The organism is Pseudomonas brassicacearum subsp. neoaurantiaca, assembly GCF_013608025.1.
Taxonomy (GTDB): domain Bacteria; phylum Pseudomonadota; class Gammaproteobacteria; order Pseudomonadales; family Pseudomonadaceae; genus Aquipseudomonas.
In genome coordinates this window covers 273,963-298,322 of the sequence record NZ_VDLV01000020.1, presented here as the reverse complement: position 1 = coordinate 298,322, position 24,360 = coordinate 273,963, and the positions used below count along the sequence as shown (strand labels likewise).

Sequence of the window (24,360 nt, the reverse complement as noted above, 5' to 3'; positions counted from 1 at the left end):
CGAGCTTGCTCGCGATGAGGCCAGTACCGGCACTGCGAATTCAGCGCCCCTACAAAAACATCTCCCGACTCAACCCATGCCGCTGCATTTTTTCATTGAAGGTGCGGCGCGGCAGTTGCAGTTCTTCGAGCACGGCTTTCACATCACCCTTGTGCCGGATCAGGGCGGCGCGCAGGCATTGGGCTTCGAAGGCTTCCTGTTGCGCCGCGAGGGACTGGCCCGGCTCGGTGTCCAGGGTGGGAAGCTGGTCCAGGCCCAGCACCTGGCGTTCGGCGACGTTGGCCAGTTCGCGCACATTGCCCGGCCAGTCATGACTGAGCAGATGGCTCAGTTGCGAACCGCTCAAGGGCGCGGCGGGACGGCCGAGGCGTTCGGCGGCGCTGTGGGTGAAGTGCTCGAACAACAGCGGAATGTCTTCGCGTCGTTCACGCAGCGGCGGCAGGCGCAGCTCGGCGATGTTCAGGCGATAGGCCAGGTCTTCGCGAAAGCGTCCGGCCCGGGCTTCATCCAGCAGATCGGGCTTGGTGGCCGCGATGATGCGCAGGTCGACGTTGATGCTCTGGTTCGAACCCAGGCGTTCGAGTTTCTTTTCCTGCAAGACTCGCAGCAACTTGGCTTGCTGGGCCAGCGGCATGCTTTCGATCTCATCGAGGAACAACGTGCCGCCGTCAGCGTATTCAAGCTTGCCGATGCGCTTGCCCTGGGCGCCGGTAAAGGCGCCGCTTTCATGACCGAACAATTCGGCCTCGAACAGCGGTTCGGGAATGGCCGCGCAGTTCAGGGCCACGAAAGGTTTGCCGGCCCTTGGGCCGAAGTCGTGCAGGCAGCGGGCAACCAGCTCCTTGCCACTGCCGGTTTCGCCGCGGATCAACACATTGACCGGCAGTGTCGCCAGGCCCAGCACCTGACGCCGCAAGTTCTGCAATGCGCGGGAGACGCCAAGCAGGGTGGCGTCAAGCTTGGCGCGGGCATCGGCCTGTTCGTGCAGCCGGCGGTTTTCCAGAATCAGGAAGCGCTTGTCCAGCGCCCGGCGCAAGCTGCCCAGCAGCGCTTCGGGGCTGAAGGGTTTTTCGAGGAAGTCATAGGCTCCGTCGCGCATCGCCTCCACGGCCATCGGCACGTCACCGTGTCCGGTCAGCAAGATCACCGGCAGGTCCGGGTCACGCCTGCGCACTTCGGCCAGCAACTCCAGGCCGCCCAGCCCGGGCATGCGCACGTCGCTGAGGATCACCCCGGGAAAATTCTCCGGTAGCTTCGCCAGGCATTCTTCGGCGCGACTGAACAATTGCACCTGGAATCCCGACAGGCTCAGCCACTGCTCGACAGCCGTGCGGATGCTGCTCTCGTCATCGACGACTATGACCGAATCAAGCATGCAATTGCGCCTCCTGATCGATGGGCAAGCTCACGCAGAATACCGCGCCGTGTTCATGATTGTCCGCCGTCAACCGCCCACCGGATTCATGAATGATCGCAAACGAAACCGCCAACCCCAGGCCGAGGCCATCGCCTACGGCCTTGGTGGTGAAGAAGGGGTCGAACACCTGCGCCAGATGTTCTTCGGCGATCCCGGTGCCGCTGTCGCTGACGGTCAGGCGCCACAATTGCTCATCGGCCTCCAGGCGCACGTCCAAGCGTTTGATGGGTTGGTCGACCATGGCGTCGAGGGCGTTGCGCAGCAGGTTGATCAGTACTTGTTCGAGGCGGATGGCGTCGCCACGAACCCACGCCGGACGGGTCAGGTGCAACACGGTACTGACGTTTTCGTCTCGCAGGCGCGTTTCCAGCAATTGCAGGGCCTGATCCACCACCGCCGCCAGGTCCAGGCGTTCGCGCAGGCCGCTGGGACTTTTGCGGGCGAAGGTTTTCAAGTGGCCGGTGAGGGCGGCCATGCGGGTCAGCATGTCATCCACCGGCTTGAGCGCTTTGTAGGCATCGTCGATCCGGCCGTGGTCAAGCAACAGGCGCAGCGTCGCCAGTTGCATGCGCTGGGCAGTCAAAGGCTGGTTGATCTCATGGGCCAGCGCGGCGGACATCTGCCCCAGGGCTGCAAGCTTGGCCGATTGCACCAAACCGTCCTGGGCAGTGCGCAATTCACGGGTGCGCTCGTCCACCAGTCGTTCAAGTTCCTCGCGGCTGCGTTGGCGCAGCCTGGCCAGGCGCCAACGCTGGTTGAGAAACAGCAGCAGGAACACCAGCGCCAGCCATGACCCGGCGGCGGCGAGGCCGGCGTTGCGCAAGTCTTCGAAGGCGATCTGCGGACGGCGCAGCAGATGCAGCGTCCAGCCTTCGCTCGTCAACGGCAGGGACTCCCAAAGGTAATCCGCCGGGCCATCGGGCGCCTCGACCCGTGACAAGTGGCTGTTGTCGTCAAAACGCCGTAGCGGCTCGAAGGCCAGGGGTTGCAGCGGTTGCTTGTCGTATTGGCGGGTGGCCTTGAGCTCGGCAAGGTCGCTGTCGGTCAAGGGTTGCAGGTGGCGATAACGCCAGCCAGGGCGATTGGCGATAAAGATGATTCCCCGTGCGTCGCTGACCAATAGCGTGTCGCTGCCCAGGCGCCATTCGCGCTCAAGCTCCGGGAATTCGAGCTTCACCACCATGGCACCGAGGAACTCGCCATCGTCGCCGGTCACGGCGCTGGACAGGAAATAGCCGGGAATGCCACTGGTCACACCCACCGCATAAAACCGCCCGGTACCCTGGGTGCGTGTCTGGATGAAATAGGGGCGAAACCTGTAATTGTGACCGACATAGCTGCTGGGCAGACGCCAATTGCTGGCCGCCACGGCAAGGCCTGTACCGTCCATCAATTCCAGAGTGGACGACTGCGCGGCGCCGTTGATCTTTTCCAGCTTGCGATTGAGTTCATCCTGTTGCGCCGGGCTGACCGGTCCCTTGAGGGCTTCTCGCAGTTGCGGGTCCAGGGCGAGCACGGCGGGCAGGGCGCGGTAGCGTTCGATCAACATATGCAAGGAATTGGCGTACAGCGCCAGTTGCTGGCTCGCGCGGCTGGCGTCTTCCTCCAGGGCTTCGCGTTCGGCGTGACGCACGGCCAGGGTGGCAGCAAGGGCGGCGCCGACAAGGATCAGGGCGATGGCGAACAGCAGACGCAAGGTACGAGGAGTCGGCAGCATGCAGGCGCAAACCGGTGGGAGTCGGGGGCGAACCATAGCATGTTGCCTACGGGCAACGGCAACGGGAACAGCGGGTAAAAATTCCCGGCACAAAACCGGTTTTCGGTCAGGTGGTGCGGCAACGGCTGGAGCGCTCTGGCAATCGATTGAGCCTCACCGTCCAAGACGTGCGCTTGATGGAATGGCAGCGCCCTAAATGAATGGTCGGACTGCGCTATTCCAGCGCGAGTGAGTCAGATCCACCCGGCCGGTCCTAACACCGAATGGCTTGAAATCACCCTGGGAATCGTCAGGGCCCATCAGGATATTGGCGCAATTGAAACAGGCGGGAAAGTCCAACGCGACCTTGGCACCTTTAAGCTTCTGAGTGACCACGAGGATCTGCGAAGGATCGAGCGCCCCCGTCATACTTTTTTGAAAGGCGAGTGCGAGGTGTGCGCCAATACTCTCGGCATGCATGCCGGGAAGTCCGGCTGATTTCGGCAAGTACTGCCGACCTGCAACGATATGAGCCTGTATCCGCTCTTTTATCATGGGTTGTATCAAGGGCATCTCATGTTCGAGACCGGCCAAATCGACCGGTTCCGGATTCGCGCCTCTGTAGATTTTTATGGGGCGCTTAGCGTCGTTGAACACTTCGACGATCTTGTTTTCCAGAAGCCTCTCATACAGTGAGACATCGCCAAATTTGAATATGCCACTGGACACAGGGTCATCCTGCTCCACGCCTTGAATGGCGGGTCGAAACTCTTCTACCCCATGAACTCCGAGCTCCAGCTGATCGGGAAGTGGAATATTGAATAAATCCGTCACTCGAACCAGTTCGTCAGGCGTGCTGCCAGGGATTTCAAAGCCAGCATGGGCAACCAGATTCCCATCTCTGTTCTTTTTTAGAAAAGCTTCCGCTTCCGGATGTTCTTTGAAATAGGCATTCCGTTTTTCCATCATTTTCCGGTGCCCGCCAGTAAGGATAGGTAATGGGTTTGGTCCGCCCTGCAAAATCTGCGTAGTTCTCCCAGTCATCAGGGTATGGAGTGCATCACCCCTGTTTAGCCCAAGGCTGTCGCTGTAGCGAACCGGGTTATTCCCCACCATCGCATACAAATTCAACCCATCCACCGGCCCCGCCGGGTCCGGGTTGATCCAGCGCATCATCCACGGTGCGTAGTAACGAAAGCCGTAGTAATAAAGCCCGCTGGCATCACGCTCCTTGCCGGAGTAACGAACGGTCTTGTAACTGGCCTGGATCTGGGAATCCGCCGCCCACCACGCCGTGCCGCCGAAGGGGTAGTAGCCCTCGTGGCTGATGAGCCGGGCGTCCTGGTCCAGTTCCATGACCAACGAACCCAAGTGATCGTCAAGGCTATAGCGCAGTTGGCCTTGTTCGATTTCAGTCGGCCGGCCTTTAGCCCAGTACAGTCCGCGTATGTTGGACGCCGGGCCTTGCAAAGTGCAGACGTGCAATTCTTCAGTGTCGTCGAGGGTGCGGATTTCCAGGCCCGGCAAATAGCGCACGTCGCGCACGTGGGTAAAGGAAGCGGCCCGGGCGCTATGCAGCTTACGCATGCGCATGCCCTGTGCGTTGTAGCTGTAATGCTCGGCATCGTCTTCGCCGTCGTCGCGTTGTACTTGGGTGACCTTGTGCAGTTGATTGCGCCAGTTCCAGGTCAGGCGCTGCCCGGAAGAGGGCAGCCTCAGCTGGTTGCCGCCGGCATCGAAGCCCAGGGTGTCGTCGAGATAGGCTTCACCCTTTTGCCATTGCAGGCAGCGGTTGCTTGACGGGTCAATGGTCAGGCGCAGCGTATGCGCCTGCCCTGGAGTGGCGCTGTTGTGGATCAATTTTTCCAGATTGCCGCCATGGTCATATTCGTAGTGTTGGGTGTACGGGGTTCGCAGGGTCAGGTTGGAGGGCGAGATAAGCCCGGGCAACCCCGGTTGTGTGCCTGTCCCGGGAATTTCCAGCCCCGTGGCGCTTTCCAGGCGATAGAGGCTGTCATACAAAAAGGTACGAACGCCTTCGCAGCGCTGGTTGGCGTGGTAGCGCACGACATGGGTGTGATCGGTGATGGACGTGACATTGCCAACGAGGTCGTAGAGGTAGCTCAAGTGTTGGTGGACATCGCTGCCTTTTGTGGCCTTGAGCTCAGTCAGGCGCCCATCGGCGGGGTCGTAGGTAAAAGTGATGTTGACGCCGTTACCGGCGGTATAGGCCTGGCGCTGGCCCGCCGCGGAGTATCGGAATTCATCGGCGATCAGCTCGACAGCGGAGCTGTCGGCCCATTGCAAATGCACGCTCTTGGGTTGTCCGGCCACATCGAGTTCGATGCGTTGGCTATGCCCCTTGGCGTCCGTCTGCCCTAGGGCATCGCCCAAGGCGTCGTAGCGCCACTGCGTGTCGTAGCGGGCAGATTCCAGCAAACGCTCGCGTCCAGCTTTATCGTCCGGCCAGTCGGGCAGCTCCAGCGTGTCCAAAAACCGTTGCCTTTGATTCAGGGGCAGGCCTGCCAGCGAATAATCGTCGACGGTGACCAGCCCGGCCGTGTCGTATTGCTCCAGCAGTTTGCCGCATCGATTGTGCAGGGCGTCTTCGGTCGAAGGGGTGCCATAGCGCAGGCGGCCAACCGTGATCCAGGCCTGGTCTTGGCCGCGCTCGCGGATCAGCGTGGGTCGCAACTGTGAGTCGTATCTGGTCTGTTGCTCGCTGTGGCGGGCGTTCCAACTGTGCAGGCGTTGGCCGGCCAGGCCAAGCAATTCGCAACGCAGCCCCGCGTCGATGTTTTCCGTGCGCAGCGGTGTGCCTGACAGGCTGTAGATGCTGTGCAGGTTGATGGTTTGCGTACCGTGGAAGCGCGGGTCCCATTGGTCGACGATGCGCCCGGCGGCGTCATACGCCTGGGCCGTGACCAGCCTTTGGGTCTGGTCGCTCCTCGAACCGCGCAGGTAATCCACTCGCCGGACCGGTCCTGCCCGCCCATCGACCACCGCCACGACTGGCGTCTTTCGATGAACCTGCGTGTTCACCGGGCTGGGCCCGGATCCGTATCGTTGTAATCGTGATCGCACTGGTACCACGGATGATAGACATGCCAGGCCTCATGCCCCTTGGCATTGATGACCTTGACCAGCCGTCCGGGCGGATCGTAGAACTGCTGATCGTGATAGCCGTGTTCGCGCAACGAAGCATCGTTGATGTAGCGCCAGGCATTGGCGAAGTAAGGGCGGTAGACCCGGGTGACCAAACCTTTGTTGTTGTACTCGACCCGTTCGCTGACGCGCCAGCGCGGGGTGGCTTCTCGCTGGGTCGGCTTATCGCCGTCCAATAGCAATGAGCCGTCCTCGGCCACGGCATAGGCTTGCCCTGGCTCGACCAATTGCTTGGTTTGCAAAGGACGACCAAAACCGTCGACCGCGCTGAGGGCGATGCGTATCTGGCGCAAGTCATCACCCGGATAACGGTCGGCACTCAGCACGACGCTGTGGGCCGGTTCCCGGACCGTTGCCAGGATCAACGAGCTGAGCAGTTCTTCATCGGCGGTACGCGTTTTCATCCGGGCCAGGCGAACACGCGCCGAGGCGCGAATATGGCCGCTGGGCAGTAGATAGCGGGCGTTGATCCATTCATCGCGCAGCTCCGACAAAACCAGCGTCAAGTCGAGCGTGCCCATCCAGCTCATATTTTCGATCCGCACGACGCTGGCCATGTTGCCTAGGGTGCCCGCTGGATTTTCAATGGCATAAGCGGGAGACAGGTCTGCGGGCGGTTGATAAGTTTCGATGTAATCGAAACCTGCCGAAGCGCCACTCTCGGTGCCGTGAAACGTGGTAGCCAAAGGCACGCCGGCCGGGCCATAAAGCGCCTGTTGGATATTATTGTTGGGGTCGGTGATTTTCCAGGGCAGCAGCGAATGGTAGTCGTATTCGACTCGGCTCGTGCAGCCATCCGGCAGTGTCACGGCGATGGGCATCAGGTTATAGGCGTCATAGTCGGTCGTGGTAACGCCGTGGCTCCGGGTTTGCTGTAACGCACTGAGATGGAAGAAGCCTGCGAGTGGCAAGTAGGTGGCGAAGCCGACTTTTTTCGACCACAGGTTCAGGGCTTCATCTTCGTCTGGGTTTTCTGGCAGGAATAGATTCATGGGCTCGAAGCCAATCATTACCAGTTCCCTGCGGATGTTGAATTGCCCAGGCACGACGTCGTAGGCGCCCAGCGCCTGCTTGTCGAACTCGGCCACTTCCAACGGACCGCGCAAGGCCTGGAACAGAATGTGGTCCGAGTCATCGCGCAGGTAGGTTTGTTCTTGTAGGGCGATCAGCACCCGGGCGGTTGCCCACTCTTCCGAGTCTTGATGAACAAGGAAGGATTCGTAGCTGATCTGTCGCGGAGACAGTCCTGCGGGGAGATCGCCTTTAGGAAGCTGCAGCCCGTTGGTTCGAGCGCGCCAGGGCAGGCCCAGCTGTATGCGTTGGCGGTCCTCGTCGGATAAATCCAGTGTTTCGGCCCGGCTTTCAATGAGATGAAAGACTTGCTGCTGATCGTCATGGGCATCGCGCCACCAGGTGTTCTCGTGTTCATCTGCAAAGGGCGCCTCGTCGGTCGCGGTCAGGCGTCGGGCGTAATGAACGACGAAGCTGTGCACTGGCTGGCCGTAGCGGTTCCAGTCTAGGGTAATGCTGTGCTGGGCTTGCGGATCGTTGATGAAACCATCGTATTGCAGGCTGACCGTTTCCAACCCCAATACCGACAAGGTTTTATGCCCCGGATGTGGTAGACGCAGCAGGTAGCGTTGTTGCGTCACAGTGTAAGGCACGTGTATGAAGATGGATTCGGTCTGATGGGTCTCGCTGCGTAATACGTTGCCACCCAAGGCGTAAGCCATTTCCCGAGCAGTGTCGGGGTCGGGGGTGATGATCTCTTCGGCGTTTTCCAGTTCATTAAACTGAGTCAGCAGCGTCGGTCCCAGCAGCGGTGCGTGGTCGTCGTCAGCCTCGAAACAATCCTTGAGGAGTTGGTCGACGGTACGGCCGGTGTGGAACCAGGTCTTGACCAATACCGGCGCGGTAAAACCGCTGTCCGTGTTTGCGTCGGAGATTTCGCTGTCGAGCTGATACAGCCGGCCGAAGCCCCGGAATTCGCGGTGATAGCTGTCGTAGTCGCCCTCGAAATAGGTAAAACGCTGGGTCAGGCTATTTCCAGTGATTTCGTCCAGCTGTTGCTGACGGGCTATCAGCGGCAAAGCCATGGGCAAATGGCAAACGGGTGGCTGGCTGCGTTCCAGGATCTGCCATTTTTCATCCAGCCAGAACTGCGCACTGCTGCGGTACGCCAGGCTACTGCTGCAGCCCATGTTGTTGTTCGTGGCGCTGAGCAGGTAAGGCCGTGTCGCGACGAAATCGTAGCGCCAATGGCGCGGTTTCAGGTCCGACGGGTGATGGGTATCGCTCAGGATCAGGCTGGCGCAACCCAGGCCTTGCAGATCGGCCAGGCTGACCTGGCAGAGGTTGTCATAGCGCATGCCGTCGGGCCACGGGACCTGCAGGGGTGTTTGCTCCAAGCCATTGCCGCCACGGTTGTAGTAGATCTCGAAACAATCGCTGCGCAAGTAAATCAGCGCGGGCGCGCCGGAGCCATCCAGATCGGCGATCCGCACCCGCTCGGCGTCGAATTCGTCGTAGTTGAAGGGCAGGGGACTCATGACGAAACCCTTGCCGAAACGCCCGTGACCGAGGTTGGGCCAACACTTTATTTCATTGAAGCGAATGCGGCACAGCTCGGTGCTGTCGCTGCCGAGCATATTGCCAAAAAATACCAACTCGCTGCGCACGTTGCTGAACAGGGGCAGGTCGCTGTCCGGTTCATGAGGAACGTCCACGCCGTCAGCGAAGCCTTGTTCACGAAGGTTGGCGTAGAGCCGCACGCTTTTCGGGCCGATCATCGCCAGCGAGCGCAATCCGTCGCCAGCCAGGTCGCCCAATTGTGCGGCGGGGTGCAGGAACTCCGTGGGGAAACGCTTGAAATCGGTGAAGGTCGACCAGCTGCGGTCCGGGTTCAGCGTATAGAAGCCGCTCATGCCGGGCTGGGCGATGACCCAGTTGAGGCGGCCGCTGCCGGTCAGGTCGGTGAGCAATTGCATCACCCTTGGACCGTCGGTCGCCACCGGGATCCTCGGCAGGAGCGTCCAAGGGCCGTAGCCGATCTTGTCGCTGTCGCCGGTCGTGGCGCGCTCGGGTTCCCGGTAATACCAACGATTGCTGTAGCGGCACAAGAAACCCGGAACACCTTCGCCATACAAGTCGACGCATTGATAACCCAGGCCATCTTCCAGGGCGGGCATTGTCTCCAGGGCAAAGAACGTCTCAGGTTCCTGGTTCAACTCGAATTCGCTGTAGTGCAGTTCGATGGGAGGGCTGTTTTCGACCCGGCCCTCGGCGTCCCAACCTTGATAATGGGCAGCGGTCAGCGTGCTATAGCCCAGCTCGGTCGCGGTATATTCCAACAGCAACCGGCGCACCAGCGCGGGTTCCGTACCGGCTTCAGCGGGGAAGTGGTGGAACATCAACACTTGATGACACAAGCGCCGTGTACCGATTTCGAAACCGTATCGGTAGGCATGGAACGGGTCGGTGCGCAGTTGCCAGGCGCCCTCGTCGGCGGCTGTCCATGCCGGTTTTTCATCGAGCTGGAGGGAGCGCTGTCCGTAGTCGAATAGCAGATGGAGGTGCCAGCGCAAGGAGGCCGGGTCCGCCGGTTCGAAGCAGAAGAAGGTTTCTCTGGCCTCCGCATTGCCATAGCACACCCGGCGCAGGTAGCGCTGGGCGTTGTAGTCGTGATCGCCATCGGATTCGGCGGGATCGGCTGCGTATTCGTAATAGATGTGCTCGCCCAGCGGGCTGACTTCCTCCAGCAGCAACCATTCGGCGATGCGTGTTGGTTTCCCAGGGTCAGCGATGCGCGATGCTTCGCTTTTCCCGTAGCAGTACAGGTGGCCATTGCTGCCCTGCACTCGCCAGAACGGAGCGCTCTCGAAGGACGTCCAGAGTTCATAGATGTCGAAGCTGCTTTCGATCCTTGGGAAATAACGCACGACTGCGAAGGTTTCGCCGCCGATCTTGCGGTGGGTCTGTCTTTCGAGGTCGGGCCAAAGGTCCACCCCGTCGGGCCCCACCATGACATCGTCCGCACCGTAATGCGGCACGCCGCTGCTGGTCTTGCGAGCGATGCTGGGGATCGATAGCTGCATGCCAATGCCGAACGTACCGTTGCCGCTCTGGCTGTTGTATTGCAGCGCCAAGGCCGGCGTCAGATGGCGTGCGTGGGTGATCGGCAGCGGCAGCCCAAAGGAGGCTGCGCCCCGAGTGCCTACCGGACCGAGACTGTTGCCAATGGTGGCGATCGACGCACTGCCGGCGATGGAAGGCGTGATGATCTGTAGGGGCGCTTGCTCTGCCATGGATGTTCATCCCTTTGACCCGCGCCAGGCGTGTGCCTGGCCAAAACGAGGATGCCAAGGGAGAACGGGGCTGTAACCTGTCAGATCTGACAGGTCGGCGGGCGTACCCGATGAATGGCTGTGCTGGTGGCCCTTGTGGGAGCGAGCTTGCTCGCGATAGCGGAGGTTCTTTCAACATCAATGCTGAATGGACCCAAGCCATCGCGAGCAAGCTCGCTCCCACAGGTTTTTATGTGGCATGAAAAAAGGCCGGTGAGCTTGTCGCTCACCGGCCTTGTTCACATCGCTTGCGTGCGCGTTACTGCACTTCCACCGCGAGGCTCTCGCTGATCTTCTGCTGCCAGATCGCTGGGCCGGTGATGTGCACCGACTCGCCTTTGCTGTCCACGGCGACGGTCACCGGCATGTCCTTGACCTCGAACTCGTAGATCGCTTCCATCCCCAGTTCGGCGAAGGCCAGGACCTTGGATTTCTTGATCGCCTGGGCCACCAGGTAAGCGGCGCCGCCGACGGCCATCAGGTAGACGGCCTTGTTGTCCTTGATCGCTTCGATGGCGGTCGGGCCGCGCTCGGATTTGCCGATCATGCCCAACAGGCCGGTTTGCTCGAGGATCTGGCGGGTGAACTTGTCCATCCGCGTGGCAGTGGTCGGACCGGCTGGGCCAACCACTTCGTCACCGACCGGATCGACCGGGCCGACGTAGTAGATGAAGCGGCCCTTGAGGTCGACCGGCAGGGTTTCACCCTTGTTCAGCATCTCGACCATGCGCTTGTGCGCGGCGTCGCGACCGGTGAGCATCTTGCCGTTGAGCAGCACGGTTTCGCCCGGTTTCCAGCTCTGCACGTCTTCCGGGGTCAGAGTGTCGAGGTTGACGCGACGGGCCGACGGGCCGGCTTCCCAGACGATTTCCGGGTAGGCGTCCAGCGGTGGCGCTTCCAGCGAGGCCGGGCCGGAACCGTCGAGCACGAAGTGGGCGTGACGGGTGGCGGCGCAGTTGGGGATCATGCACACCGGCAGCGAGGCGGCGTGGGTCGGGTAGTCCATGATCTTCACGTCGAGCACGGTGGTCAGGCCGCCCAGGCCCTGGGCGCCGATGCCCAGTTGGTTGACCTTTTCGAACAGCTCCAGGCGCATCTCTTCGATACGGTTCTGCGGGCCACGGGCCTTGAGCTCGTGGATGTCGATGGATTCCATCAACACTTCCTTGGCCATCACCGCGGCTTTCTCGGCGGTGCCGCCGATGCCGATGCCGAGCATGCCCGGTGGGCACCAGCCGGCGCCCATGGTCGGAACGGTCTTGAGCACCCAGTCGACGATGGAGTCGGATGGGTTGAGCATCGCCATCTTCGATTTGTTCTCGGAGCCGCCGCCCTTGGCCGCTACGTCCACTTCCACGGTGTTGCCCGGGACGATGGAATAGTGGATGACCGCCGGGGTGTTGTCCTTGGTGTTTTTACGTGCGCCTGCCGGGTCGGCCAGGATGGAGGCACGCAGGACGTTTTCCGGCAGGTTGTAGGCGCGACGCACGCCCTCGTTGATCATGTCGTCCAGGCTCATGGTCGCGCCATCCCAACGCACGTCCATGCCCACGCGCACGAACACGGTCACGATGCCGGTGTCCTGGCAGATCGGCCGATGGCCGGTGGCGCACATGCGCGAGTTGATCAGGATCTGCGCCATGGAATCACGGGCCGCCGGCGATTCTTCGCGCAGGTAGGCTTCGTGCATCGCCTGGATGAAATCCACGGGGTGGTAATAGGAAATGAACTGCAGGGCGTCGGCAACGCTCTGAATCAGGTCGTCTTGCTTGATCACGGTCATGAGTCGCGCTCCTCTCTAAAGACGGGAACATTCAATAAGGTGCCGTCCGCTTGGGTGAATCGGTCGACGGACGGCACCTCTTAAGGCACGCCGGGCATGCTGGCGCGACGCTAAAAAGGCGCGGCAGTATATCGCAGGGCGGCAAGCCTGTGGGAGCGAGGTTGCGTTCTGACCGGGAGTGCTAAATACCTTTGTGGCGAGGGGATTTATTTGTGGCGAGGGGATTTATCCCCGTTGGGCTGCGAAGCAGCCCTGAAAACCAGTCACCTCGGTGTGTCAGGTTGTTCGCCTTCAGTCATTTTGGGGCTGCTCCGCAGCCCAGCGGGGATAAATCCCCTCGCCACAAGGGGCATTGGCGGGGGTGGTAGCTGCGTCAATCCAGGCCATTGCTTTGACGCCATTTTTCTGCTCCAGAATTGAATGGTCATTTGTCGAACACGCCACTAAAGTGGCGTCTGGCCTATAGCGTAGGACACCTCTGTCAGTCTCCTTTCCCATGGTGAGTCACCGATTGACCCATAACGCCATTCAACGTCTTTTGCTTAAACGCTTCGCCCTCGCAGCCACGACATATGCGCTGGCGCTGGTGTTGCTGTGGCTGGCGTTTTTCAGTGGCCATTATCTCGACTCGTTGCGAGGCGTCGTCATTGGCAGCCTGCTGGTGGTGCTGTGCCAGGGCGGGTTGTTCGCGCTGTTCATCACCGACCGCAACCTGCGGTTCGCCGACCCCAGTCTCACGGAAGTACAGGTCTGGATCGGTCTCGGCTGGCAGACCTGGATGATGGCCCACCTGGACCAGGCCCGTGGCGTGTTCCTGGTGTTTTATGTGCTGATCCTGCTGTTCGGGCTGTTCCATCTCACGCGGCGGGCCTTTGTGCGCTGTGCGATGTTGGTGTTCTTCAGCTTTACCGGCATCACGCTGTGGGACGGCTACTTCTTCCGGCTTCCCGACCCGACGCTGGCCGGCTTGCAAGTGTGCGTGCTGTTCATCGTGCTGGTGTGGCTGGTGCTGTATGCCCGCTACGTCCAGACCTCGCGCCAACGCATGCGCCAGCGGCGGTTTGCCTTGCAGGCCCATCAAGACACCTTGCGCGGCATGATGCGCCAGCTCGAAGACCTGGTCGCCACCGACGAATTGACCGGCCTGTTCAATCGCCGGCATTTCCTGCGCCTGGCAAGCCGCGAACTCAACACCCTCAGGCCCGGCGTCGCCCATGGCCTGGCCTTGATCGACCTGGACCATTTCAAGCGCATCAACGATCTGCATGGCCATGCCGCTGGCGATCAGGTGCTCCAGGCCTTCGCCGGCGTCGCCACGGCCTGCCTGCGCGAAGGCGACGTGCTGGCCCGTTACGGCGGCGAAGAATTCGTCATGCTGTTGCCCGCCTGCGACCCCGCGCGCCTGACGGCCTGTTGCGAGCGATTGCGGCTGGCGTTCACCGAGGTTCAGTTGACTGAATTGCGCGTGGGCAGCCTCAGCCTGTCGGTGGGCATGACGATGCTGGAAATCGGCGATGACCTGGACAGCGCGTTGCAGCGCGCCGACCAGGCCTTGTACCGTGCCAAGCGCGATGGCCGTAATCGGTGTGCCGCGGCCTGGGAGAATGTCGATGCCTGAGCTGAAAGTCCCGGGCCAGCAATGGACGGTGGCGGCGGGCAGTAACCTGCTGGACGCGCTCAACCAGTCCGGCGTGCCGGTGCCCTTCAGCTGCCGTGCCGGTAGTTGCCATGCCTGCCTGGTGCAATGCGTGAGCGGCGATGTGCGTGACAACCGTCCCGATGCCCTGACGCCGGCGCAGCGTGATCAAGGCTGGCGCCTGGCATGCCAATGCCAGGTAATCGAAGACGTGCAGATCCACACCTTCGACCCACGGCGCGATGGCCAGGCCGCCGAGGTGGCGGCGCTGGATTGGCTCGGCGCCGAAGTCCTTCGGTTGCGCATCACCCCGCAGCGACCGTTGCGCTATCGAGCCGGGCAACATTTGGTGCTGTGGATCGGCGACGTGGCCCGGCCATATTCCCTGGCGAGCCTGCCCGAGGAAGACCGCTTCCTGGAGTTTCACCTCGATTGTCGCGCGCCTGGGCAATTCGTCGATGCGGTGCGACAACTCAAGGCCGGCGACCCGATCCGCCTCGGTGAACTGCGCGGCGGTGCGCTGCATTACGATCCCGATTGGCATGAAAAGCCGCTGTGGCTGCTGGCGTCCGGCACCGGGCTGGGGCCGCTGTTCGGAATTTTGCGTGAAGCGTTGCGCCAGCAGCATCAAGGGGCGATTCGGTTGATTCATGTGGCCCGTGAGGCCGCCGGGCATTATCTGGACAAACCGTTGGCGGCGTTGGCGGCCAAGCATCCGAACCTGAGTGTCGAGCTGCTGACGGCTGCCGAGGCGCCAGCCGTACTCGCGCAGCTGCGCCTGGCTTCGCGCCAGACCCAGGCGCTGGTCTGTGGCCATCCGGATTGGGTCGAGGCGTTTGCCAAGCGCTTGTACCTGGCGGGGTTGCCGCGCAATCAGTTGTTGGCGGATGTGTTTCTTACTCGGGGGAATGGCGGCGTCTGCTAGATCGCCATCGCGAGCAAGCTCGCTCCCACAATGGATTTGCGGCGTATACAAAGCCCTGTTCCCACAATAGATTTGCGGCATACACAAAACCCCTGTGGGAGCGAGCTTGCTCGCGAAAGCGCCAGCCCAGACACCGCATTCCAAAAAGCAGAAACCAAAAAGCCCCGCCATTCAAATGGCGGGGCTTTTCGTTTTCAGCGACCGATCATCAAACCATCGGGTCGCCAACGTGCAGGATCTTCATCCCGTTGGTGCCGCCGGTGGTGTGGTAGCTGTCGCCCTTGGTCAGGATCACCCAGTCACCTTTTTCCACGACGCCGCGCTTGGTCAGTTCATCGATCGCTTTCTGGCTGACTTCGTGCGGCTCCAGCGAAGCCGGATCGAACGGAATGGTGTACACACCACGGAACATCGCTGCGCGCGCCTGGGCTTCGCGGTGCGGGGTGAACGCGTAGATTGGCACCGAGGAGCGGATGCGCGACATGATCAGCGGGGTGTAGCCACTTTCGGTCAGGGCAATGATCGCCTTCACGCCCGGGAAGTGGTTGGCGGTGTACATGGTCGCCAAGGCGATGCTTTCGTCGCAGCGGCTGAATTCCTTGCCGATGCGGTGGCTGGAAGTCTTGCCGGTCGGGTGCTTTTCAGCGCCGATGCAAATCCGCGCCATGGCCTGCACCGCTTCGAGCGGGTAGAGGCCGGCGGCGCTTTCGGCCGAGAGCATCACGGCGTCGGTGTAGTCCAGCACGGCGTTGGCTACGTCGGACACTTCGGCGCGGGTCGGCATCGGGTTCTGGATCATCGACTCCATCATCTGGGTCGCGACGATCACCGCTTTGTTGTGGCGGCGTGCGTGCAGGATGATCTTCTTCTGGATGCCTACAAGCTCGGCGTCGCCGATTTCCACGCCGAGGTCGCCACGGGCCACCATCACGGCGTCGGACGCCTTGATCAGGCCGTCGAGGGTTTCATCGTCGGCCACGGCTTCGGCGCGTTCGATCTTGGCCACCAGCCAGGCAGTGCCGCCGGCTTCGTCGCGCAGTTGACGGGCGTATTCCATGTCCGCCGCGTCACGGGGGAAGGACACGGCGAGGTAGTCGACTTCCATTTCCGCGGCCAGCTTGATGTCGGCCTTGTCTTTCTCGGTCAGGGCTGGAGCGGTCAGGCCGCCACCGCGACGGTTGATGCCTTTGTGGTCCGACAGTGGGCCGCCGATGGTCACGACGCAGTTCAGTTCGGTGGCGTTGGCGGTCTCGACGCGCATCACCACGCGACCGTCGTCGAGCAGCAGCTCGTCGCCCACGCCGCAATCCTTGACCAGGTCCGGGTAGTCGATGCCGACCACTTGCTGGTTACCTTCGGTCAGCGGGTGGCTGGTGGAGAAGGTGAACTTGTCACCGATTTTCAGCTCGATGCGCTTGTTGGCGAATTTCGCGATGCGGATCTTCGGGCCTTGCAAGTCGCCCAGCAGGGCAACGAAACGGCCGTGCTTGGCGGCCAGGTCACGCACCAGCTTGGCACGAGCCTTGTGCTCGTCGGGGGTGCCGTGGGAGAAGTTCAGGCGGGCAACGTCCAGGCCAGCCAGAATCAGCTGTTCAAGAACTTCCGGCGAGTTACTGGCCGGGCCAAGGGTAGCGACGATTTTGGTGCGACGGACGGACATGCAGGACTCCTCAAGTTCAAGCGCCAGCGAAGGCTACTATGGTCTTTGGGTGTAGTCATTGTTCATGTGCACTACTTATTCGTTTCTTTTTCGAAATGAACATTCCTGAAAATTTTTGCGCCTTTAACTACTAAAGCCGAACATCGCTCTTGTGGCGAGGGAGCTTGCTCCCGCTGGGCTGCGAAGCGGCCCCAAGATTCTGCGGTCGCTACGCAACCGAGCGGGAGCAAGCTCCCTCGCCACAAGAGCGGGTCCGATTGAAGATTTTCCGCGCCAGGTCGATAAAGAGCTCAAGACAGGAGAACCTCCCCATGCGATTCGTGCTTTTTATTGCCCTGGCCCTGAGTATCACGGGCTGCACCCGTTGGTCCATGAACCACCATATGAACCTCGCCTACACAGCTTATGAGCGTGGCGACTGCGACCAGGTCATGCTCGAGCTGTCCAAGGTCGACCGCGCCAGCCGTGCCCGGCGCTACATGCAACCGGAAGTCTCGATGATGCGCGGCCAGTGCCTGGAGCGGCAAAAGCTGTTCGTCGATGCGGCGCAAACCTATCAGTTCATCCTCGCCCAGTACCCCAACAGCGAGTACGCCTACCGCGCCCGCGCACGGCTCGAAACCCTGCAGAGCCTAGGCCACTACCCGACCCGCAGCGCCTCGGCCGTCCGCCCTACCTCATTCTGATCGTCGCCGATGCAATCCATGGCTCGCACCAGTTGTCGACCGATGATTGGTAACGCGTCCGGCTGGCCGTTGGTTACGCATCGGCTATATTTGTATAAGTTGTGTCTAGTGGCAGTGCTCTAATTTATTAGGGGGCATCTGCTTTTAGCCGGCTAGCTTGAAGGTGTCTGGCATCCGGATCTGGGAGAGCGAGCAGGGACAGGCTCGTTTCAAAGCACAGGGTTGGCTGCGTGATCAGCCATAAAAAAAGCGATACAAGACATGTACAAAGAGCGTCGAATCGCGCGGCATCAGTTGTCGTATTGCTTGGAAGTGTTCAACGGTGCCAACGGCAAGCCCATCGGGTTCTTGGGCAATGTCTCGGAAAGGGGGCTGATGCTGATCAGTCATCTGCCGTTGATGGTCGGCGTGGAGTTTGATTTGCGCCTGAAATTGCCCGCCGGCGACGGGTCGCAGCAAAACTTCCTGTTGAAAGCCATTTGCTTGTGGTGCCACGAGGACGTCACACCGCAACATTTCGACGCTGGCTTCAGCCTGCAATGGGCGCCGCCGGAGTACGGGCAATTGGTGAGCGCGTTGCAGGAATATTTCAGCTTTTACGAGATGCCGGCCTCGGCGTAGGCTGCCGCGCTACAACAACCCTGTGGCAAGGGAGCTTGCTCCCGCTGGGTTGCGCAGCGGCCCCGGATTTTGCGGTCGCTGCGCAACCGAGCGGGAGCAAGCTCCCTCGCCACGGGTTGTTTTTCATACCGTCGTGGTGCCGTTCACAGCGGCCTCATCGCTGCACCTTCGCTTCGCCATCGAGCAACCTCTCCAGCAACAACACCCCCATCTCGCCCATCTGGTGAATCGCCAGGGCGAGGTTGCGCGGGGCGCCTTCAAGGTCTTCCGATAAATCCTGGGCGATTGGCCGCTCGAACGGTGGCCGTTGGTCGCTACTGTCAGGTTTGACAGGTGTTTCGGCAGGCACGGGCGGTATTTACTGAGACGACTTCGCTTCGAAGGCTCGGCTGAAATGACACTGGAGATTTGAAATGACTACTGATAATGGAAATACAGAAACGTTCGACGGTGATTCCGCGAGTTCGGACGATGCGGGCGGTGGCGTGTCCATTGAGCCTGTTCAGGATGCCCGGGCTGTGGAAACGGTTATCGTGGCGTCATTCGGTGATTATTGGGCAAATCTGAAAGTAGAGTACTGGTGGGCGCCGGATGGCAGGACATTTACCGTAAATACAAAGCAATATCGGGCCCGCGGAAATGGCGGAAATAGCGGTGACGTTGAGTTACGTATTATGTCTGGAGATAACAACACTGGGTGGCAGAGGTTAACCGACCGGGCTACCCAAAATGGCGAATGGCATAATCTGACTGGTCAACTCACGGTTCAGGGAAACATTGCTGCTACAGCAACAATAGGTTTTCATTATATCTATGATCGTTCGATGGCGGATGACCCCCACCTGTATGGCAGTGAAATCGTCAACTACACGGTCCCGCAGCCAACCATTACTTCTCCTGGCAATGGCGATGGCGTGAGTCCGCGATTTACCATTAGAGGCACAGGTGTGACTGGAGCGGAAGTTGTAGTTTTTAGAAGGAATTCGAGCAGCCAGATTGCTCCTCCAGCCCAAGTGCAAAATGGCCAGTGGAACACGACTGTTTCTCCAGCAATCGCTTTGGGGAATTTCAATTTCAGCTCTCGGCAGCGGATTAACGGCCAAAATTCAGAATGGGCACACGTCCAAGTTACCGTTGTGCTCGACCCACCAGTGATTACAGGTCCCATTAATAATTCGACAGGAACCGAGTTGAGACCGAACTTTTCTGGCACGGGTGACAACGGGGCACAGGTACAAATTTTCCGCAATGGCGATACTCCGATGAGCAACGCCGTCAATGTGGCAAACAACAGGACTTGGTCTGCCACATTGAACCAGAATTTGAACTGGGGCCCGAATACACTGACCGCTCGACAAAAAATGGGCAATGTATTCTCGGCCAATAGCTCTGTCACGGTGACGCTCCTTCCCCACCCGCCTTCGATTACTTCTCCCACCGCCGACACTCAGGATAGGCAATTTACTGTCTCCGGCACCAACGGTGTAAACGGTGCAACGGTAAGGATCTATCTCGAATCGAACAACAGTCTCGTCGGTACTGGTCAGCCGAATACGACAGCTAATTGGAACGTCACCGTGACAGTTCCGCCCGGGCCGGTATCGCTTGTCGCGACGCAAACCATTAACGGAGCTGTTTCAGGTTTGAGCGGCGCTCAAGGCTTTCGTATTCGTCCCCCCAAATTGACCGAACCCACGGTGACCTATCCAGTCCCAGAACGGGCGGTATTCTCGGGCACCGGCTATCCCGGCGCCACGGTTGATATCGTGATCGAAAGGGGGCCTACGGGGGCAGTGGCGCCGGATTCGGTGACGGTCCGCGATGCAGGTACCTGGGAGACGGAGCGGACGGCTTTTCCACCCGGCAGTTATGAGCTGAAACTCATCCAGAAAGTTCGCAGCGGTGCCAATAGCTGGATCGAATCGGAGCCGCTTACATACCTCGTTGATCGGCAGCCTCCGGCGTCGGCCGGTGTAACCGATACCACGACGGTGAATTAAAGCAGGTCGATTGTCCGACACGGCCTTACCGGTGTTTCGGCTTTTATCCGATGCCTGCGCTTGCGAACCTTTTTTGCGGATACCTTGGTGCTCAAGGTATCCGCAATCCTGGGCCAACGTGGGCTGCTGACCACGCTACAACAACCCTGTGGCGAGGGAGCTTGCTCCCGCTCGGTTGCGTAGCGACCGCAGAATCTTGGGGCCGCTGTGCAGCCCAGCGGGAGCAAGCTCCCTCGCCACGGTTGTTTTTTATACCGTTGTGGTGCCGTTCACATCGGCCTCATCGCTGCACCTTCGCTTCGCCATCGAGCAACTTCTCCAGCAACAACACCCCCATCTCGCCCATCTGGTGAATCGCCAGGGCGAGGTTGCGCGGGGCGCCTTCAAGGTCTTCCGATAAATCCAGGATCAGCGTGCTCACCGAGCAGAAGGTTTCGTAGGTGTGCGCGAGCATGCCTTCGGGGTCGGCGTCGGGCGCGACGATGAAGTTGTCCGGTTGTTTGGCGGGCTTCTTTTCTGGCTGGCCGTGGTTGGGCTTGAGGTAGTAGTCGAGGGCTCTTTGGGTGGCTTGCTCGAGTTTTTCGGGGTCGAGGGTTTCGTGGGGGGATAGCGGGTCGGTGTGGGGTGGATTTGGGGTTGGCTTGATCATTGGTGAACTTCCTTTCGGTGATGCCTTGACCTCCTCGCGACTAAACGAGGGGTGGCGGCTGTACGCAGGTTAGTCGACCGGGGAAGTGTCACCAAAAACCGGCGCGCCGAAGCGCCCTGCGCACAGCCACCATCGAGTGCAGGGTAAGAAGCCTGACTGATGGAAGCGCATTGCACCTGATGACATACCCCGAGCGACTAAACCCGATCGCTGAGTTGTCAGCGACGCGGATCACGTTACGGGGCAAGGCCAAGACGCACAAGCCGGCGGATTCTGGCGGATCTGTAGTCCGTTGCGCAAGGTTGTGTAGTCAGTTGGGCAATTGGCTGCGGGAACGGTGGCCGTTGGTCGCTACTGTCAGGTTTGACAGGTGTTTCGGCAGGGACGGGCGGTATTCACTGAGACGACTTCGCCTCGACGGCTCGGCTGAAATGACACCTGGGGATTTGAAATGACTACTGATGATGGGAAAACAGATACGTTCGACGGTGATTCTGCGAGTTCGGACGATGCGGGCAGTGGCGTGTCCATTGAGCCTGTTCAGGATGCCCTGGCCGTGAAAACGGTTATTGTGAAGGCTACGATCAGTAACAGGATATATTGGGCAGAACTGGAAGTAGAGTATTGGTGGGCGTTGGATGGCCGCAGATTTACCGCGAAAACAAAGCGATATCGGACCTATCCAAATAACCGAAGCAGGGGGGATGTTTATTTTCATGTCGGGTCTGCAACAGATAGTGGTTGGCAAACTTTAACCACTAACGCTAATCAAGACGGAAATTGGCATACGCTTGTAAGCAATGATTATGAAGTGGAGGGAAACGCTGATAACGCAGTCATAGATTTTCATTATGACTACGATGTTCAGGCGGACGGTGATCCTCGTCTGAGGGGCAGTGAAACCATCCGAATCACGGTCCCGCGCCCAGTTATTTCTTCTCCCGTCAGTGGCGATCGCGTGAGTCCGCTATTTACCATTAGTGGCACGGGTCTGACTGACGCGACGGTTGAGGTTTTCAGATCGAATTCGGGCAACCAGATTGCTCCTACAGTCCAAGTCCGAAATAGCCAGTGGAGCACGACTGTTGATTCAGCAATCCTTCAGGGATATTTAAGTTTCACCTATCGGCAGAAGATTTATGGCAAATACTCAGACTGGGCACCGGACGTCAATGTCATCGTTGTGCTCGCCCCGCCGGTGATTACAAGTCCCACTCATAATTCGACAGTAAACGAGTTGAGGCCGAACTTTTCAGGCACCGGTGACAACGGGGCACAGGTACGAATTCTTCGCCTTAACGGTGAGCTGCTAGGCAGCGTCGACGTGGAAGATAATCAATGGTCTACCGCGTTGGATTTGAACTGGGGCCAGAATACACTGTACGCGCGACAAAAAATGGGCAACGTATTATCGCTCGCTAGCTCTGTCACGGTGACGGTTATTCCCCGCACGCTTTCCATTACTGCTCCGGGCGTCAACAGTTATCAGAATACGCAATTTACTGTCTCCGGCACCAACGGTGTAAACGGTGCAACGGTAAATATCCATCTCGAATCGGACAACAGTCTCGTCGGTACTGGTCAGCCGAATACGGCAGCTAATTGGAACGTCACCGTGACAGTTCCACCCGGGCCGGTATCGCTTGTCGCGAGGCAAACCATTAGCGGAGCTGTTTCGGTTTATAGCGCCGCTCGTGGCTTTCGTATTCGTCCCCCCAAACTGAACGCCCCCAGCGTAACCTATCCAAACGAAAACCAGGTCCGGGCGATATTCTCTGGTGGCGGCCATCCCGGCGCCACGGTTGATGTCGTGATCCTAACGGGGCCTACGGGGGCATTGGCACCGTCTCCGGCGACGGTCTCCGGTACAGGCAACTGGGCGACGAACCCGACGGATTTCCCACCCGGTAGTTACACCCTCAGAACCACCCAAAAAGTGGGCGACGGTGCCAGTGGCTGGATCGCATCGGATCCGCTTGAGCATGCCTTTGTGCGGCGGCCTCCACAGCCCACGGGCATCAGCCACACGATGGACTATCAGCCAACGTTTTCAGGAACTGGTTACACCAATGCCACGGTGCGACTTGCCAATCCCGGCGGTTCCACCGATGCCGCTCCTACGGCGAGCGTGATCGCAGAGGAATGGTCCAGCAGGGCCTCGCAGGTATGGGGCCCCACGCTTAATCGAGAAGTACATATTCGCCAATCCTTGAATGATGTGAACTCGCAGGATTGGGTCCACTATTCGGTCACCATCCCCCCGCTTGCGCCCACCCTCGAAGACCCGGGTGACAGCGAATCCCAGCCGGTATTCCGAGGGACCTGCTGGCCAGGTGCATCGGTGACACTGACGTTCAGCGATGCGCCTGACACTGAACATGCGGTGCCCGACGGGAACAGTGACGGCAACTGGACATTCCAGCGCCAAACGCCGTTCCCCGTTGACGAAGCGGTGACTGTGATCGCCACCCAAACCGCCGCCGAACAAACCTCGCCGCAGGTCTCCAGAACGTTCACGGTCCTCACGTTTATTCCCAAGCCGAACATCAGCGAACCTGATGCCGGGGCCGAAGTCGGCCACGAGCCCACCATCAGGGGATCGGGAGGCTTGAACGGTGCCTCGATGCAATTGCGCGATGCTCAATACGGCAGGGATTTGGGTTCGCCAAAACAGCTTGATGCCGACGGGGAATGGTCACTCGACCTTGCCGGTCTTGAGTTCCGTCAATACTCCATCGACGCACAACAGACCTTCAACGGACGGGTCTCGGAGCGCAGCGACGTGCGGCGTTTCGAGGTGGTGTTGCTGCCGCCGGTATTCGAGGTGCCCCAGCCGGGGGGTAACCTGCCGCGCACTTCGCGGCTATCCGGCAAGGGCAGGCCCGGCGGGCGTGTTCAGGTGTGGCTGCAAGACCAAGTATTGGTAGGGGATATAGGCGTTGACGACACGGGCCATTGGGAAGCCGAAGTGACCTTGCCGGTCGGCGAAACCACGATCTGGGCCCGGCAAAGCTTCGAGGATCAAACGTCCCGTGACAGCCCCTCGCTGACTTACTCCGTGGTGCCCGCCGCGCCTTTCATTGAAACGCCCGCCACCGATGAGCACATCGGTCGGCGGACGGTGGTGTCGGGGTTTGGTGTACCGGGAGACACCGTGGCGGTGCGACTGGACGATGCGGCGCGCACGGTGTTGGGCGGCGCCACTGTGTTGGAGGATCGCACCTGGTCGGTCACGCTCGAAATTGATCAGCCCGGTGGCCCTCATCGCGTGCTGGCGGTGGCGTCGAGCGAGGGTTTCGATTCCGCCGATTCGGCGCCGCGCAACGTGGTGCTTGGCACATATGCGCCTTCGTTTGAGGCACCGGCGGCGGGCCGTTGGGTCGCTAACCGGGTTGTGTTCGAAGGCCAGGGCAGGCCGGGTACCGGGAACGTCGTCAGTTGGTTCAACCCCGAGCAGGTCTGGGCTCAGGGCCTTGCGGTCGGTGCCGACGGTTGGCAGGGCGGGGCGACGCAATCGCTGCCCGTGGGCGCTAACTGGTGCCGCTTCCAGCAGACGCTGATTGACAGCGGGAACGGCGAAACCGTGTCCGATTGGGTTCAGGGGCCGCGTTTCGAGACGCTGCCGCCGGCGCAACCCTGACGGTAGCCGATCAGCGGTAGTCGCTACTGTCAGATCTGACAGTAGCCGGTGCCCGCGCCAGGGCGCCTACTACCACTACAACGTACCCGCGGCCTAGCGCTTTGCCGCGTCAATCAGGATATTCCAACGCGAGGAATTG

General features: G+C 60.2%; 14 protein-coding genes. 6 read left to right on the top strand and 8 right to left on the bottom strand.

The window, feature by feature from the left end; translation table 11 throughout:
- Nucleotides 1-49 precede the first annotated feature (49 nt).
- From FHK92_RS14850 to FHK92_RS14830, 5 genes are all read right to left on the bottom strand, one after another.
- Entirely contained in the window at nt 50-1,375 is a 1,326-nt protein-coding gene (locus tag FHK92_RS14850; protein ID WP_181288717.1) for a sigma-54-dependent transcriptional regulator, read from the bottom strand.
- On the bottom strand, nt 1,368-3,134 hold the full coding sequence (locus FHK92_RS14845; protein WP_181288716.1) for a sensor histidine kinase: 1,767 nt from the start codon (nt 3,132-3,134) through the stop codon (nt 1,368-1,370). Before FHK92_RS14845 ends, FHK92_RS14850 begins: the two co-directional genes overlap by 8 nt.
- Before the next feature lie 192 nt (nt 3,135-3,326).
- A complete protein-coding gene (locus tag FHK92_RS28015; protein ID WP_181288715.1) occupies nt 3,327-6,155 on the bottom strand; it encodes an RHS repeat-associated core domain-containing protein in 2,829 nt (942 codons plus the stop codon).
- Nucleotides 6,152-10,582, bottom strand: coding sequence for a SpvB/TcaC N-terminal domain-containing protein (locus FHK92_RS14835; RefSeq protein WP_181288714.1), 4,431 nt, complete (start codon nt 10,580-10,582; stop codon nt 6,152-6,154). The genes FHK92_RS28015 and FHK92_RS14835 overlap by 4 nt, the downstream gene beginning before the upstream one ends.
- A gap of 298 nt (nt 10,583-10,880) precedes the next feature.
- Nucleotides 10,881-12,404 carry a fumarate hydratase gene (locus FHK92_RS14830; protein ID WP_003205127.1) on the bottom strand — a complete coding sequence of 508 codons (1,524 nt, stop codon included), beginning with the start codon at nt 12,402-12,404 and terminating at the stop codon, nt 10,881-10,883.
- Nucleotides 12,405-12,915: 511 nt separating this feature from the next.
- Here FHK92_RS14830 and FHK92_RS14825 point away from each other — a divergent pair.
- Together FHK92_RS14825 and FHK92_RS14820 are read left to right on the top strand one after the other, a co-directional pair.
- Nucleotides 12,916-14,022: a GGDEF domain-containing protein gene (locus tag FHK92_RS14825; protein WP_181288713.1), complete on the top strand. Its 1,107-nt coding sequence runs from the start codon at nt 12,916-12,918 to the stop codon at nt 14,020-14,022.
- The gene (locus FHK92_RS14820) at nt 14,015-14,965 is read left to right on the top strand and encodes an iron-sulfur-binding ferredoxin reductase (RefSeq protein WP_181288712.1); all 951 of its coding nucleotides are present in this window, start codon (nt 14,015-14,017) and stop codon (nt 14,963-14,965) included. Before FHK92_RS14825 ends, FHK92_RS14820 begins: the two co-directional genes overlap by 8 nt.
- 208 nt (nt 14,966-15,173) lie before the next feature.
- Here FHK92_RS14820 and pyk read toward each other — a convergent pair whose 3' ends face one another.
- Nucleotides 15,174-16,625, bottom strand: a complete 1,452-nt coding sequence (gene pyk / locus FHK92_RS14815; RefSeq protein ID WP_181288711.1) for a pyruvate kinase — start codon at nt 16,623-16,625, stop codon at nt 15,174-15,176.
- A gap of 311 nt (nt 16,626-16,936) precedes the next feature.
- Here pyk and FHK92_RS14810 point away from each other — a divergent pair, with 311 nt between their 5' ends.
- Nucleotides 16,937-17,311: a tetratricopeptide repeat protein gene (locus FHK92_RS14810; RefSeq protein ID WP_181288710.1), complete on the top strand. Its 375-nt coding sequence runs from the start codon at nt 16,937-16,939 to the stop codon at nt 17,309-17,311.
- Between the two features lie 261 nt (nt 17,312-17,572).
- Entirely contained in the window at nt 17,573-17,932 is a 360-nt protein-coding gene (locus FHK92_RS14805; protein ID WP_181288709.1) for a PilZ domain-containing protein, read from the top strand.
- Nucleotides 17,933-18,086: 154 nt separating this feature from the next.
- Here FHK92_RS14805 and FHK92_RS28010 read toward each other — a convergent pair whose 3' ends face one another.
- Nucleotides 18,087-18,281, bottom strand: a complete 195-nt coding sequence (locus FHK92_RS28010) for a DUF6124 family protein (protein ID WP_181288741.1) — start codon at nt 18,279-18,281, stop codon at nt 18,087-18,089.
- Between the two features lie 64 nt (nt 18,282-18,345).
- On the opposite strand from FHK92_RS28010, the gene FHK92_RS14795 reads away from it, so the two are divergent.
- Nucleotides 18,346-19,932 (top strand): hypothetical protein, encoded by a 1,587-nt coding sequence (locus FHK92_RS14795; RefSeq protein WP_181288708.1) that lies wholly within the window; start codon nt 18,346-18,348, stop codon nt 19,930-19,932.
- A gap of 280 nt (nt 19,933-20,212) precedes the next feature.
- Here FHK92_RS14795 and FHK92_RS14790 read toward each other — a convergent pair whose 3' ends face one another.
- A complete protein-coding gene (locus FHK92_RS14790) occupies nt 20,213-20,581 on the bottom strand; it encodes a DUF6124 family protein (protein WP_181288707.1) in 369 nt (122 codons plus the stop codon).
- Nucleotides 20,582-21,032: 451 nt separating this feature from the next.
- On the opposite strand from FHK92_RS14790, the gene FHK92_RS27625 reads away from it, so the two are divergent.
- Nucleotides 21,033-24,221 carry a hypothetical protein gene (locus FHK92_RS27625; RefSeq protein WP_219916055.1) on the top strand — a complete coding sequence of 1,063 codons (3,189 nt, stop codon included), beginning with the start codon at nt 21,033-21,035 and terminating at the stop codon, nt 24,219-24,221.
- Nucleotides 24,222-24,360: the final 139 nt, after the last annotated feature.